This is a genomic window from Bradyrhizobium diazoefficiens (assembly GCF_016616885.1).
Classification (GTDB): Bacteria; Pseudomonadota; Alphaproteobacteria; order Rhizobiales; family Xanthobacteraceae; genus Bradyrhizobium; species Bradyrhizobium diazoefficiens_F.
The window spans coordinates 2,868,048-2,881,890 of record NZ_CP067102.1; the positions used below are offsets into that span (position 1 = coordinate 2,868,048).

General features: G+C 65.2%; 12 protein-coding genes. 7 read left to right on the forward strand and 5 right to left on the reverse strand.

Annotation, left to right across the window (positions count from 1 at the left end; translation table 11 throughout):
- Positions 1-1,788: a chloride channel protein gene (locus JJC00_RS13050; RefSeq protein ID WP_200472938.1), complete on the forward strand. Its 1,788-nt coding sequence runs from the start codon at positions 1-3 to the stop codon at positions 1,786-1,788.
- Between the two features lie 58 nt (positions 1,789-1,846).
- Here the strand turns inward: JJC00_RS13050 and JJC00_RS13055 are convergent, their stop codons facing one another.
- The gene (locus tag JJC00_RS13055; RefSeq protein ID WP_200472939.1) at positions 1,847-3,091 is read right to left on the reverse strand and encodes an MFS transporter; all 1,245 of its coding nucleotides are present in this window, start codon (positions 3,089-3,091) and stop codon (positions 1,847-1,849) included.
- A 234-nt stretch (positions 3,092-3,325) separates the two neighbouring features.
- Between JJC00_RS13055 and JJC00_RS13060 the strand changes: the two genes are divergently transcribed.
- Entirely contained in the window at positions 3,326-3,703 is a 378-nt protein-coding gene (locus JJC00_RS13060; protein ID WP_200472940.1) for a hypothetical protein, read from the forward strand.
- 835 nt (positions 3,704-4,538) lie between these two features.
- Here JJC00_RS13060 and JJC00_RS13065 read toward each other — a convergent pair.
- Positions 4,539-4,757, reverse strand: coding sequence for a hypothetical protein (locus tag JJC00_RS13065; protein WP_200472941.1), 219 nt, complete (start codon positions 4,755-4,757; stop codon positions 4,539-4,541).
- 223 nt (positions 4,758-4,980) lie between these two features.
- Here JJC00_RS13065 and JJC00_RS13070 point away from each other — a divergent pair, with 223 nt between their 5' ends.
- From JJC00_RS13070 to uraD, 4 genes are all read left to right on the forward strand, one after another.
- Complete coding sequence (locus JJC00_RS13070) at positions 4,981-5,259, forward strand: hypothetical protein (RefSeq protein WP_200472942.1); 279 nt, start codon at positions 4,981-4,983, stop codon at positions 5,257-5,259.
- A gap of 91 nt (positions 5,260-5,350) precedes the next feature.
- On the forward strand, positions 5,351-5,764 hold the full coding sequence (locus JJC00_RS13075) for a DUF3830 family protein (RefSeq protein ID WP_027531871.1): 414 nt from the start codon (positions 5,351-5,353) through the stop codon (positions 5,762-5,764).
- On the forward strand, positions 5,765-6,700 hold the full coding sequence (puuE, locus tag JJC00_RS13080) for an allantoinase PuuE (RefSeq protein WP_200472943.1): 936 nt from the start codon (positions 5,765-5,767) through the stop codon (positions 6,698-6,700).
- Between the two features lie 7 nt (positions 6,701-6,707).
- The gene (uraD, locus tag JJC00_RS13085; RefSeq protein WP_200472944.1) at positions 6,708-7,595 is read left to right on the forward strand and encodes a 2-oxo-4-hydroxy-4-carboxy-5-ureidoimidazoline decarboxylase; all 888 of its coding nucleotides are present in this window, start codon (positions 6,708-6,710) and stop codon (positions 7,593-7,595) included.
- On the opposite strand, the gene JJC00_RS13090 is transcribed toward uraD, so the two are convergent.
- Positions 7,580-10,327: a molybdopterin-dependent oxidoreductase gene (locus JJC00_RS13090; RefSeq protein WP_200472945.1), complete on the reverse strand. Its 2,748-nt coding sequence runs from the start codon at positions 10,325-10,327 to the stop codon at positions 7,580-7,582. The two genes, uraD and JJC00_RS13090, sit on opposite strands and share 16 nt — an antisense overlap.
- The gene (locus tag JJC00_RS13095; protein ID WP_200472946.1) at positions 10,324-11,151 is read right to left on the reverse strand and encodes an FAD binding domain-containing protein; all 828 of its coding nucleotides are present in this window, start codon (positions 11,149-11,151) and stop codon (positions 10,324-10,326) included. The genes JJC00_RS13090 and JJC00_RS13095 overlap by 4 nt, the downstream gene beginning before the upstream one ends.
- 148 nt (positions 11,152-11,299) lie before the next feature.
- On the opposite strand from JJC00_RS13095, the gene JJC00_RS13100 reads away from it, so the two are divergent.
- Positions 11,300-12,649: an 8-oxoguanine deaminase gene (locus JJC00_RS13100; RefSeq protein ID WP_200472947.1), complete on the forward strand. Its 1,350-nt coding sequence runs from the start codon at positions 11,300-11,302 to the stop codon at positions 12,647-12,649.
- Between the two features lie 100 nt (positions 12,650-12,749).
- Here JJC00_RS13100 and JJC00_RS13105 read toward each other — a convergent pair whose 3' ends face one another.
- Entirely contained in the window at positions 12,750-13,826 is a 1,077-nt protein-coding gene (locus JJC00_RS13105; protein WP_200472948.1) for a BMP family ABC transporter substrate-binding protein, read from the reverse strand.
- Between the last annotated feature and the right edge of the window lie 17 nt (positions 13,827-13,843).

Sequence of the window (13,843 nt, forward strand, 5' to 3'; positions counted from 1 at the left end):
GTGTTCGCGCGGATCAGATATTTCGTCAACGGCAAGGCAACCAACCGCACCATGGTCCGGCTGCGCGCCCTGTTGCGCAGCAACGAGTTCTACCTGATCCCGCTGGCGCTCGTGATCGGCACGCTGGCCGGCGCGATCGTCACGCTGATGGCCGAGATCGCGCAGATCGCCCATGTCGTGATCTACGGCATTCCGATCGACGTGCGCCTCTCCGCCCACACCTATATCAATCCATGGGCGGCGTTGATCGCCCCCGCGCTTGGCGGCCTGGTGCTCGGCGTCATGGAATGGTGGCGCCGACGGCTGAAGATTTCCAGCGCGGTCGACCCGATCGAGGCCAATGCGCTGCGCGGCGGCAATCTGTCGATGCGCGACAGCGTGGTGGTGTCGAGCCAGACCCTGATCTCGAACGGATGCGGCGCCTCCGTCGGCCTCGAGGCCGGCTATACCCAGATCGGTTCGGGCATTGCCTCGCTGCTCGGCAAGTTCTTCAATCTCCGCCGCAACGACCTCCGCCTCATCGTCGGCTGCGGCGCGGCGGCGGCGATCGCGGCGGCCTTCGGCGCACCGATCACCGGGGCGTTCTATGCCTGCGAGCTGATTGTCGGCGTCTATTCGGTCGGCAGCGCCGCGCCGATCCTGGCGGCCTCGCTCGCCGGCGCCTTGACCGCACAATGGCTCGGCGGCGCGCCTTACTCGATCGAAATCCCCAAGGTCAGCGCCGTCGGTGTCGAGCAATATCTGGCGCTGATCGTGCTCGCGCTCGTCACCAGTGGCGTCGGCATCGCCGTGATGCGCTCGTCCTCGATGTTCGAGCGGCTGTTCAAATGGTTGCCGGTCTGGCTGCGGCCGGTGATCGGCGGCCTCATCGTCGGCGGCTTCGCCATCGTGACGCCGCAGGTGCTCGCGGCCGGCCACGGCGCCATGGTGCTCGATCTCTTCCACGACATGACGATCGGCCTGATCGCGATCATCATCGCGCTGAAGGTGACGGCCTGCCTGATCTCGCTGGCCTCCGGTTTCCGCGGCGGACTGTTTTTCGCCTCGCTGTTCGTCGGCAGCCTGATCGGAAAGTTCTTCTCTGCGGTGCTGCTCTTGATCAGCCCGACCTTCGTGATCGATCCGCTGGTGGCGATGCTGACCGGCATGGCGACGCTCGGCGTCGCCATCGTCGGCGGTCCCCTGACCATGTCGTTCCTCGTGCTCGAGATGACCCGCAACGTCGACGTCACCGCCGTGGTGCTGGCCGGCTGCATCGTCACCTCGATCTGCGTCCGCTTCATGTTCGGCCACTCCTTCTCGACCTGGCGCCTGCATCTGCGCGGCGAGACCATCCGCAGCGCCAACGACGTCGGCTGGCTGCGCAACCTCACCGTCGAGCGCCTGATGCGCTCCGACGTCGGCAAGGTGCCGTCGACCACCACCATCGCCGCGACACGGAGTGAATTTGCGCTCGGGTCGCGGCCCGGGATCGTCATTGTCAACAATGCTGACGAATATGTCGGCCTCGTCCTGCTGCCCGATCTGTTCTCCAGCGACCTCGACGCCATCGCCGACGAGATCCAGGTCGTCGAGCTCGCGCGCCTGACCGAGATCGTGCTGATTCCGGAAATGAACGTGAAGAGCGCGATGGCGGTGTTCGACGAGGCCGAGGCCGAGATGCTGGCGGTGGTGGATTCCACCGACAGCCGCAAGGTGGTCGGCTTCCTCACCGAGACCTTTGCCCGCCGCCGCTATGTCGAGGAGATCGACAAGGCGACGCGCGGCGTGCTTGGCGCGTTGTCGTAGGCGCCCGGGCCAGTTGACGCTGGCACTGGAGCTATCGCGCCCACTAGGGGGCGCAGGTTCATTCGAGTTGATCGACCTCGCGCAGCACCGGAAACAGCTTCATCCAGAGCAGTGCGATCGCGATGGTGCCGAGACCGCCGAGCGCGGCGGCCGGCATCGCGCCGAGCAGGGCCGCCGCCATACCGCTCTCGAACTCGCCGAGCTGGTTGGAGGCGTTGATGAACAGGAAGTTCACGGCGCCGACGCGGCCGCGCATCGCATCCGGTGTTGAAAGCTGCACCAGCGCGACGCGGACGACGACGCTGATGGTGTCGGCGGCGCCCATCGCGGCGAGCGCGATCACCGAGAGCCAGATGTTGCGTGACAGCGCAAACGCGATGGTCGCGAGCCCGAAGGCGATCACCGCCTGGAACATCCGCAAGCCTGCGCGTCGCGCGATCGGATGCCGTGCGATGATCGCGGTCATGCAGAGCGCACCAACCGCAGGCGCCGCGCGCATCACACCAAGCGCCCAGGGCCCGGCCTGCAAAATGTCCTTGGCATAGATCGGCAGCAGCGCGGTGGAGCCGCCGAGCAGGACCGCGAACAGGTCGAGCGAGATCGTGCCGAGGATCGCAGGATTGCTGCGGACGAAGTGCAGGCCGGCAAACAGCCCGTCGACGCTTTCATGCTCGGAAGGAGCGGCCCGTTCGACCCGGATCAGGCCGCTGAGGCCGCACGCGATCAGCGACAGCACTGCCATCAACGCGAACGGCGCGCTTGGCGAGAGGGCATAAGCGAGCCCGCCGACGGCCGGGCCGCCGATGGTCGCGACCTGCCAGGTGCCGGTCGCAAGCGCAGTCGCCCGTTGCAGCATGCCATCCGGCGCGACGGCTGGCAGCAGCGCGGACGAAGCGGGGCTTTCGAAGGCGCCGCAAAGCCCGAACACGCCGAGAATGATGAAGATCTCGGGCGCGGTCAGCGTCCCCATCAGCAGCCGCATGGCAAGGTAGCCAGCGGCGAGCCCCTGCGTCAGCTCGCAGAGCTGGACGATGCGGCGGCGGTCGTAGCGGTCGGCGGCGTGGCCGGCGACGAGCACGAGCAGCGCGCTCGGAATGAACTGCACGAGACCGGCGAGGCCGAGATAGAAGGCGCTGCCGGTCAGCGCATAGATCTGCCAGCCGACAGCGACTGTGGCGACCTGATAGGAGAATTCCGACAGGGTGCGCGAGGCGATGTAGAGCAGCAGCGGAGGGTGTCGCACCAGCGCGACGGACGAGGTGGGAAGTGTAGAAGCAGTCACGTTGAACCCCAAAATTGGCATCGATCCCGACGACGTCGGTTGATGCGTTGGTTCACGTGAACGCTTACGGCGGCCGGAAAAGTGGCGCGGCCGTTCATTATCCGCTCAGGTTGGATGGATCAAGCTGGATCTGGCGGTTCGGTTTACAATCGTTCAAAGCGTGGCAGATTGCCGCGATCACGAAACCATTTCAGTGCTTTGCGCGTTAAGTGTTGTTTCCATATCTTTTATTTGGCGAGAACAGAGGGCGCTAAGATGAGTGACAGGTCCGTGAATTCGAGAATTGGCCGCAACACTGCGCTGGCCGCGTTCGCCAGTTTCGCCCTGGTCGCGGCGTCCCTGTCGCCTGCGGCTGCCGCGTCTCCGACCGCGGCCAAGGCACTGGCTGCAGTGGCAGGGCAAGGCTCGTCCAGCGCGACCGATTTTAGCGCCGCACGGCGTCGTCACTACTACCGGCGCGGACCGAACGCTGCGGGCCTTGCCTTCATGGGCATCGCGGCCGGTCTGATCGGCGGCGCGATCGCCGAGAGCCGGCGCCAGGAGTACTACGATAATTATTACTATGGCGGCCCGCGCTATTACGGTCCCGGCTACGGCTATTACGGCGGACCGCGTTACTACAATCCGTATTGAGGGTGCACGACGGGCAAAACAGCTGCCGGCCTGTCAATGCCTCCAGGTAAAAATATTCCGCTTTACCGAAATTCGGAAATGTCGTATGTGTCGCCCATCCCGGCTCATCCTTGAGGGGCGATCGTACGTCGTCACGAATTGCGAGCCGGGCTTGCGGTGGACGCGGCAGCGTCGGCACGAAAAGGTGCGGGCAGGGCGGGTAGTCCCTGTGAGCCCGCAACCGCGTGCGGATGAGCGGCGCTGTTCAGTTCGTCTCGCCAACATTTCGATGGCTACGTGCACGATGCCATCGAACCCTGTGGCAACAGACGAACGCGCGTACGGCAAAACCGTGTGGTCCTGGCCGTCGTTGCTACGGTCAAGCCTGTCGCGGAGATGTGGAGCGCCCAACCGGGTCAACCACATCGTCAATTCGCGGGGCGAGGGAGGCCAGAAGGAACTCGGCTCCCGGGAGAGCACGGCATAAGCCGTCAACCCATCGCGCAGGGAAGGCCGAGTGATTGGCACCACCTGTATGCTGCTGTGCGGTTCTTCCTGCGTGTGCTTTTCGCGCAGCGGACCGCGGGTGCGAGGTCAGCACCCGGCCTTCCCTGCGCCCTCTTGGTCAAGAGGGTGGAGTGATCAAGCAAAGCTCGGGCGAGACAAGCCGCGAGAACGCGAAGGCGTGTCTATGACTCAAAAACGCGAACCGGAAGAGCGAAGCCGTTGCCTCACACTCCGTCATTGCGAACGCAGCGAAGCAATCCGCGCGGGCAGTCTTGATTGCTTCGTCGCAAGGGCTCCTCGCAATGACGACGTGGAAGCAGTTGCGTTCTACCGCGCTAGGCGTCCTGCATCACCGTCCGGCCGGCGCCGACATTGCGCCGTTGGCGTAGCGCGACCAGTCGGGTGCGGTTGGCTGCGATGGCCACATGGCCGCGTTGGAGTCGCGCACGGACTGGGTGGTGGGGACAGGCTGCGCCTTGCGAACGTGGTGACGGTCGCTCGCCGCGGCGGTCTGGATGGTGACGGCGGTGATCAGCGTGGCGCCGAGATTGGCAAGAGTCTTTTGCATGGTTGTTTCTCCCGTGACGACGTCCCGGTTCGAGAGGTTTCATTGTCGTCGCCGCTGATATGGCAACACGTCCGGCCGAATATCATCGTCGCCAGCTTCACGATGGGGCGAGCAAATTTTTTGGTCCCGGCTAAATATTCGGCAACCGCCCAGCCGGGCCCGGTGGACTTGCCCCCGGCAATCCGGTTGAATGGGGCCAATCAAGGTTTCAGGCGCGACAACGATGTCGAAATATCTGCTGGTCCTGCTTTTGATCGCCTCGCCGGCCGTGGCGCAGGTGAAGCCTGCTGCCAAAACCTCCGCGGCGCATCCCGACTCCTGCGCGCCGATCGGGCGCACCTCGGATGGCAAGCTGGTCTATTCCATGAAGTGCGAGAGCCTGCCGGCGCCGCCTCCGCCCCCGCCGCAGGCGGAACTGAAGGAGGTACCGGCACCGGCCGCAGAGTCCGAGCCGGAAGTGCGGCGGAGCGGCCTGTTCGGCTGGTCTTACGACCGCAGGTGAGGGGCCCGGCGCCACTTGCGCGAAGCCCGCTGGAATGCTCTTTGCTTGCAAATTCCCCGTGGGGCCGCGGCCCCCGATCCAGAGAGATGAGATGAGCAAACTCGTTATCCGCGCCGGCGATTTCACCTTCGATGCCCGCTTCGAGGAGCAGGCGGCGCCCAAGACCGTCGCGGCGTTCCGCAAGGCGCTGCCGTTCGAGAGCCACATCATTCATGTGCGCTGGAGCGGCGAGGGCGTCTGGATGCCGCTCGGCGATCTCGACTTCGGCGTCGGCTACGAGAACCACACCAGCTATCCCGCGCCCGGCCAGATCATCCTCTATCCCGGCGGCATCAGCGAGACCGAGATCCTGATGGCCTATGGCGGCGTGCATTTCGCCAGCAAGATGGGCCAGCTCGCCGGCAATCACTTCATCACGGTGACCTCGGGCCTCGAGAATCTCGCGACGCTGGGCAAGAGCGTGCTGTGGAAGGGCGCGCTGCCGATCCGCTTCGAGGAAGTCTGAGTGACTGACGCCCGCTACCCCCGCGATCTCCGCGGTTACGGCCGCAATCCGCCGCATCCGCAATGGCCCGGCAACGCGCGGGTCGCGGTGCAGTTCGTCATCAATTTCGAGGAAGGCGGCGAGAACAACATCCTGCACGGTGACCGCGCGTCGGAAGCCTTCCTGTCCGACGTGCTGGGCGCGCAGCCCTGGCCCGGCCAGCGTCACGCCAACATCGAATCCATGTTCGAATATGGCTCGCGCGCCGGGTTCTGGCGGCTGTGGCGGATGTTCAATGAGCGGAAGTGGCCGACCACCGTGTTCGGTGTCGCCACGGCGCTGAAGCGCAATCCGGAAATCGTCGCCGCGATGAAGGAGTCCGGCTGGGACATCGCGAGCCACAGCCTGAAATGGATCGAGCACAAGGACATGACGGAAGCGCAGGAGCGCGCCGAGATTGCCGAGTCGATCCGCGTCCACACCGAGGCGACCGGTTCGCGGCCGCTCGGCTGGTACACCGGGCGCTCCTCGATCAACACCAACCGTCTGCTGATGGAGGAGGGCGGCTTCCTCTATCTCTGCGATTCCTATGCCGACGATCTGCCCTATTGGGTCAAGGGCGTGGGCGGCAAGCAGCTCATCATTCCCTATACGCTCGATGCCAACGACATGCGCTTCATCAACCCGCAGGGCTTTGCCGAGGGCGAGCAGTTCTACACCTATCTGAAAGATGCCTTCGACGTGCTCTATGCCGAAGGTGAGACAGCACCGAAGATGATGTCGGTGGGGCTGCACTGCCGCCTCGCCGGCCGGCCGGGTCGTGCCGCGGGCCTGATCCGCTTTCTCGACTATATCGGCAAGCACGATGGCGTCTGGGTGCCGACGCGGCTGCAGATCGCGCAGCATTGGCACGACAGGCATGCGCATCTGGCCGCCGATGCATTCGAGATCGGGTGAGAGCGCGATGCCGCAGATCTCGCTCACTGATCTCAACGCCGCAAACCAAGCCGACTTCGTCGCCGCGCTCGTCAACGTCGTCGAATATTCGCCCTGGATCGCCGAGCAGCTCGCCGCGCAGCGGCCGTTCGCCGGCGTCAACCAGCTGCACGCCGCGCTGATCGCGGCGATCCAGGCTGCCGAGCCCGATGTGCAGCTGGCGCTGATCCGTGCGCATCCCGATCTCGCCAACAAGACCCAGCGCGTGGCGGGCTTGACGGCGGAATCCGCCGACGAGCAGAACAGCGCCGGCCTCGACCGGCTGTCGGAGGCCGAATATGCGGCGTTCGAGCGCGTCAACAGCGCCTACCGCGAAAAATTCGGCTTCCCCTATATCGTCTGCGTGCGCCGTCACACCAAGGATTCCGTGCTGCGCGACTTCGAGACGCGCCTGCGTAACATTGCCAAGACCGAGACGCGCCGCGCGATCGAGGAGATCGGCCGCATCTCGGCGCTGCGGCTCGATCAGCTCGTCATCGCCGACGACAAGTTGAAGGTGCACGGCCGGCTCTCGACCCATGTGCTGGACAATCACGCCGGCAAGCCCGCGTCCGGAATTGCGGTGGAGCTGGTCGAGCTCGCGAATCTCGGCGAGAGCCGCGTGATCGCGCGTGCGGTGACCAACGCCGACGGCCGCACCGACCAGCCGCTGATCGGCGGCCGTCCGCTGCCGATCGGCCGCTACGAGCTCCGCTTCAACGTCGCCAGATATTACGCCGAGCGTAACGTGCAGCTCGCCGATCCGCCGTTCCTCGACGTGATCCCGCTGCGCTTCGCGATCAGCGAGCCTGAGGGGCACTACCACGTGCCGCTGCTGGTGACACCGTGGAGCTACTCGACCTATCGCGGGAGCTGACCACCGGAGTCGCCGAATTTCTCGTGCAGGGCCGGAAACAGCCGGTCCGGCTTGAAGGGCGGCGCGGTGAAGCGGATGCCGGTGGCATCCGCAATCGCGTTGCCGAGCGCGGCGGCGACGGGATTGTACGGGCTCTCGCTCATCGACTTGGCGCCAAGCGGTCCGATCGTATCGGACGTCTCGGCGAACAACACCTCCGTGCGCGGCACATCCGCGAAGGACGGCAGATGGTAGTCACGGAATTTGGGGTTGGTGACGCGGCCCTCGGCATCGATCACCATCTCCTCGTAGAGCGCCGCACCGAGCGCCTGGGCTACGCCGCCCTCGACCTGGCCGCGGCACTGCATGGGATTGGCGACGACGCCGGCATCGGCCGCCTGCACGCTCCTGAGAATCTTGATCTCGCCGGTGCCGGTGTTCACGGCGATGCGAAAGCCGTGCACGTTGAAGCCGACCGAGCGCGGCGTTCCCTCGGAACTGCCGTGCGCCACGAGCGGACGACCGGCTTCGCGCGCGAGCTTGGCCAGCTCGGCAAAGGACATGCGCCGCACGCCGCTGACGACGAATTCGCCCTCGAGGGTGCAACTCGCTGTATCACAAAGCCACGCGCCGGCGGCGGCCGCCTTCAATTCGGTCGCAAGCTGTATCGCGGCGGCCTGCGTCGCCTTGCCGGCAACGAACGTGCCCGTGCTGCCATAGGCGCCGGTATCATGGCCGCCATGGGCGGTGTCGGATTGGCGCAGGCGGATCCTGTCGACGGTGGTCGCGAGAACCGTCGCGGCGATCTGCCGGTGCACGGTGCTGGTGCCGTTGCCGAACTCGGCGGTGCCGACGGTGAGATCGAAGCCGCCATCGTCGTTGAGCGCGATCATCGCGTCGGCGATATGGCCGGCGGGCGGCACGGTGTCGATCATGGTCAGCGCGATGCCGTCGCCGGTCAGCCATTCTGGCGACAATTCGGGCTGTGGCTGATCGACCTGCATCGCGCGCTCGACGAGGTCGATACACTGGTCGAGCCCGTAGGAGCCGTAGAGCACGTCGTGATATTCGGACGGTGGCGGCGACAGCATGGGATCGCCCTGCTTGATAATGTTGCGGCGGCGCATGTCGTACGGGCTGATGCCGAGCTGCCTCGCCAGCTCGTCGATCGCTGCCTCCACCGCGATCAATGCTTGCGGCAGGCCATAACCGCGAAACGCACCGGCCGGCACCGTATTCGTGTAGACGACGAAGCCGTCAACCCGCTTGTTCGGGCAGTTGTAAACGGCGATCGACTCCGACACCGCGTGGAACATCACGGAAGGGCCGTGATTGCCGTAGGCGCCGGTGTTGGAAAGCACGTCGAGCTGCAGCGCGGTGAGCCTGCCGTCGGCATCGGCGCCGGCCTTGATGTGGACTCGCATCGGATGCCGCGTCGAGGTCGCGGTGAACTGCTCCTCGCGGGTGAGCTCGAGCTTGACCGGCCGACCGGTCTTCAGCGCGGCGAGCGCCAGAATGTCCTCAACGAACATCTCCTGCTTCCCGCCAAAACCGCCGCCGACGCGCTCGCAGAACACGCGGACCTTGTCCAAGGGAAGCTGGAAGATGTCCGAGAGTGCACGCCGGGTCAGGAACGGCACCTGCGTCGAGGTGCGGACGTTGAGCACACCGGCATCATCGAGCCAGGCGAGGCCGCCATGGGTCTCCAGCGCCGCGTGCTGCACGCGTTGACTGTGAAAGGTGGCCTCGTAAGTGACAGCAGACGCAGCAAGCGCTGCTGCGACATCGCCGAACTCGCCATGCGTCTCCGCGACGAGATTGCGCTGCGCGTCGGCAACGCGGTTCGCGCTGGTGCGATCGGGATGAACGAGCGGAGCGCCTGGCGCCATCGCCTGTTCGGGATCGATCAGCGCAGGCAAAATCTCGTAGTCGACCTTCAGCCGGTGGCAGGCCTCCTCGGCAGCGCCTTCACTCTCGGCGACGACGGCAGCGACCTTCTGGCCGACGAAGCGGACGATGTCGTCGAGGATGCGAGTGTCCTCGGGGTCCATCCAGTCTTTCTCGTGCCGCGCCGTCGAGAACAGCACCGAAGGCGCGTCCTCATGCGTCAGGACCGCGTGCACGCCGGGCACAGTCATCGCCGCCGATCTGTCGATCGCGATAATCCTCGCATGCGCATGCGGCGAGCGCAGCAGCTTGACGTGCAGCAGGCCTTCGATTTCGGTGTCGAACGTGTAGCGCGCCATGCCGCGAACGACGTCCGGGCCCGCGGGCGCCGCCAGGCTGCGGCCGAAGGCATCGCCGGCCTCGACGCTTGCCTCGACATTGGTCTTGCCGTGGATCGCATCCTCGATCGCGCGATAGCCGGTGCAGCGGCAGATGTTTCCCTTCAGCGCAGCGCCGAGGTCGGTGCGCTGCGCCTGGTTCAGCGCGGCGCAGGTCACGATCATGCCGGCGGTGCAGAAGCCGCACTGAAATCCCTGCGCGTCCAGGAAGGCCTGCTGCATCGGATGCGCGCCAATTTCGCCGCCAAGACCTTCGATCGTCGTAATCGCGCGATCCTCGGCGCGAAACGCAGGGATCAGGCAGCTGTGCACGGGCTCGCCGTCGAGCAGCACGGTGCAGGCGCCGCAGTCGCCGGCGTCACAGCCTTTTTTCACCCCGAAATGGCCAAGCTCGCGCAGGAACGTGCGCAGGCACTGGCCGGCGCGCGGCGCTTGCGGAAAATTCGTGCCATTGATCTCGAAGCTCATGGCGGCGTTGCACCCAGGAGCTCGGCGCGGACCTCCTCTGCGAGCCGCAGCGTCATGTGCTTGCGCCAGAGCGGCTTGCCATGAATGTCGGCATGATAGAGATCGTCGGTGATTGCCTCGGCTATTGCCGTGCGAAGCGCACTCGCATCGGGCGGCTTTAGAAACGATAGTACGATGGGACGCACGGTCGATGCGGTCACGGTCAGCTTCAGCGCACCAGCGCTGTCAACGCTGCCGATCAGAAGGGCCGCGGAGCGGCCGATCGGCGCGAGCGAGATCTGGCGAAACGCGGAGCGACGCTTCAGTGCGGCAATCGGAATGTCGATCTGCCGCAGCAGATCGCCCGGCGACAGACGGTTGCGTTGGTTGCCCGTGACGAACTCGGCGACGGGAATCCTCTGTTCGCCGCCGCCGGCTTTCCAGATGGTGCAGACACCGTCGAGCGCAGCAGTGAGCGAGATCATCGGCCCTGCCGGCAGCGACATGCAGAGATTGCCGCCCACCGTCGCCGTCTTCCAGATTTTGAACGAGGCAAGGAACGCGCGGCAGCATTGGCTGATCAGCGGTGCTGCGAGCCAGTCGGTGGGGCAGGTGAGCGGGTCGAGTTGCGAGATGGTGCAGGTGGCGGCGATGCTGAGGTGGCGCTCGGTGATCGTCAACGCCGGCCATTTCAGATCGGTGAGATCGATCAGCCGCGTCAGATGGACTTGGGGCTCCGAGAACAGCCACGTGCCGCCCGCGAGCCAAGCATCACCTGGCGTCCAAACGGGCAGGTCGCTGCGCGTTTGCGGATGGACGACCGCCGTGATGGTATTCAAGTCCATGGCTGCGCCTGTGCCGGGTGAATTGTGTCGAGGGAAAGTCTTGCAAGACCAGCGCCAAGTGGCAACAACAAGTCGCAGCAAATAAGGCTCTCGGGATGGCCTCTGCCCTGCAGGCCATTAGTTAACGAGGGCGAGGAGACACAGGATCATGAGCGACGCAAAGCCGATCTGGATCAGGGATCCCCTGGCCATCCTCGCTGACGGCGCCGGGCGCGGCATCGTCGTTAAGGATGGCCGTATCGTTGAGCTCGTGCCGGCCGGCGGAACACCGGCGACGGCCGATGTCACGGTGTTCGATGCAAGCGAGCACGCCGTGCTGCCGGGCCTGATCAACACCCATCATCATTTTTATCAGACGCTTACGCGAGCGCTGCCGGCGGCGATGGACCGTGAATTGTTTCCCTGGCTCCAGGCGCTCTATCCGGTGTGGGCGAAGCTCACCCCGGAATCGCTGGAGCTCGGCGTCACCGTGGCGATGTCCGAGCTGCTGCTGTCGGGTTGCACCACCACGACCGATCATCACTATGTCTTCCCGGCGGGGCTCGAAGAATCCGTCGACATCGAGGTCGGCGTTGCAAAACGGCTTGGCGTGCGCGTGCTGCTGACGCGCGGCTCGATGAACCGGTCGCAGCGCGACGGCGGCCTGCCGCCGGATAGCGTCGTGCAGGACGAGGACACCATCCTCGCCGACAGCGCGCGCGTGGTCGCAAAACATCACCAGCGCGGTGCGGATGCGATGGTGCAGATTGCGCTCGCGCCGTGCTCGCCGTTCTCGGTGACGACCTCGCTCATGCGCGCCACCGCCGATCTCGCCGACAAGCTCGACGTGCGCCTGCACACCCATCTCGCCGAGACCGAGGACGAGAACAAATTCTGCCAGCAGATGTATGGCTGCCGTCCGCTCGACTATCTCGAACAATGCGGCTGGCTCAACTCGCGGACCTGGCTCGCCCACGGCATCTTCTTCAACGCCGACGAGATGAAGCGCCTCGGCAAAGCGAAGACGACCATTAGCCATTGTGCCTGCAGCAATCAGCTGCTGGCCTCCGGCTGCTGCCCGGTGTGCGAGATGGAGGAGGCCGGCGTCGGGATCGGGATCGGCGTCGATGGCTCGGCGTCGAACGACGGTTCGAATCTCATGCAGGAAGTGCGTGCCGCGTTCCTGCTGCAGCGGGCGCGCTATGGCGTGACCAGGGTCAGCCACAAGGATGCGCTGCGCTGGGCGACCAAGGGCTCGGCGGCGTGTGTCGGTCGGCCGGAACTCGGCGAGATCGCGGTCGGCAAGGCGGCCGACCTCGCGCTGTTCAGGCTGGACGAGCTGCGCTTCTCCGGCCATGGCGATCCCCTGGCGGCGCTGGTGCTGTGCGGGGCGCATCGGGCCGATCGGGTGATGGTGGCGGGGAAGTGGGCCGTCGTCGACGGCGCGATCCCGGGACTGGACGTGCCGGACCTCATCCGCCGGCACAGCTCCGCGGCGCGGGCGATGCAGGCGGGGTAAAATAGAAAGAGGGGGCGACCACAAGTGCCGGGTGCTTCTGGCCACCCCCTCCGAACCTCCTCCGGGAGGAGCAGGTGATTTAGGCAATGCAAGAAGCGTGCTACTTGCCCGGCAGCTTGTCGTCGATGCCCTTGACGTAGAAATTCATGCCGAGGATCTGGCCGTCGGCGAGATTGGCGCCGCCCTTGCACTCGACCTCCTTGCCGTCCTGCCCAATCACCGGGCACTTGAACGGATGCAGCTTGCCCGCGGTGATCGCGGCTTGCGCATCCTCGGCGATCTTCTTCACGTCGTCAGGCATGTTGGTATACGGCGCCATCGCGAACATGTGGCTGTCGAGACCGCCCCAGCTGTCCTCGGACTTCCAGGCGCCGTCGAGCTCGGCCTTGACGCGTTCGATGTAGTAGGGGCCCCAGGTGTCGAGGATCGAGGTCAGCTGGGTCTTGGGCCCGAACTTGATCATCTCGGAGTCCTGGCCGAAAGCGAGCTTGCCGCGCTCGCTGGCGATCTGCATCGCGGCGGGCGAATCCGTGTGCTGCATGATGACGTCGGCGCCCTGGTCGATCAGCGCCTTGGCGGCGTCGGCCTCCTTGCCCGGATCGAACCAGGTGTTGGCCCAGATGATCTTGACCTTGATGTTCGGGTTGATGGTCTGTGCGGCGAGGATCGTCGCGTTGATGCCGGAGACGACCTCGGGAATCGGGAAGGAGCCGATATAGCCGAGCACGCCGGACTTCGACATCTTGGCCGCGATCAGGCCTTGAATGTAGCGGCCCTGATACCATTTGGCCGAATAGGTCGACATGTTCTTGTCGCGCTTGTAGCCGGTGGCGTGCTCGAAATGCACGTTCGGATATTTCTTGGCGACCTTCAGCGTCGGGTCCATGTAGCCGAACGACGTCGTGAAGATCAGCTTGTTGCCGGCGCGGACCAGCTGCTCGATGGCGCGCTCGGCATCGGGTCCCTCCGGCACGTTTTCGAGATAGGTGGTCTCGATCTTGTCGCCGAGCTCTTTCACGAGAGCCTGGCGGGCAAGCTCATGCTGGTAGGTCCAGCCGAGATCGCCGATCGGGCCGAGGTAAATGAAGCCGACTTTCAGCTTGTCGGCAGCGGAGGCTGCACTGACGCTCCCGGCGAGCAGAAGGCCGGCAGCCAGCGCAAGAAGTGATTTTCTCATCATCAATCTCCAAACAT

Coding starts and splice junctions, on each gene's coding strand:
- JJC00_RS13055 (WP_200472939.1), bottom strand. CDS start 3,091: ATGCCAATTTTGGGGTTCAACGTGACTGCTTCTACACTTCCCACCTCG.
- JJC00_RS13100 (WP_200472947.1), top strand. CDS start 11,300: ATGAGCGACGCAAAGCCGATCTGGATCAGGGATCCCCTGGCCATCCTC.
- JJC00_RS13090 (WP_200472945.1), bottom strand. CDS start 10,327: ATGAGCTTCGAGATCAATGGCACGAATTTTCCGCAAGCGCCGCGCGCC.
- uraD (WP_200472944.1), top strand. CDS start 6,708: ATGCCGCAGATCTCGCTCACTGATCTCAACGCCGCAAACCAAGCCGAC.
- JJC00_RS13075 (WP_027531871.1), top strand. CDS start 5,351: ATGAGCAAACTCGTTATCCGCGCCGGCGATTTCACCTTCGATGCCCGC.
- JJC00_RS13070 (WP_200472942.1), top strand. CDS start 4,981: ATGTCGAAATATCTGCTGGTCCTGCTTTTGATCGCCTCGCCGGCCGTG.
- JJC00_RS13060 (WP_200472940.1), top strand. CDS start 3,326: ATGAGTGACAGGTCCGTGAATTCGAGAATTGGCCGCAACACTGCGCTG.
- JJC00_RS13105 (WP_200472948.1), bottom strand. CDS start 13,826: ATGAGAAAATCACTTCTTGCGCTGGCTGCCGGCCTTCTGCTCGCCGGG.
- JJC00_RS13065 (WP_200472941.1), bottom strand. CDS start 4,757: ATGCAAAAGACTCTTGCCAATCTCGGCGCCACGCTGATCACCGCCGTC.
- JJC00_RS13095 (WP_200472946.1), bottom strand. CDS start 11,151: ATGGACTTGAATACCATCACGGCGGTCGTCCATCCGCAAACGCGCAGC.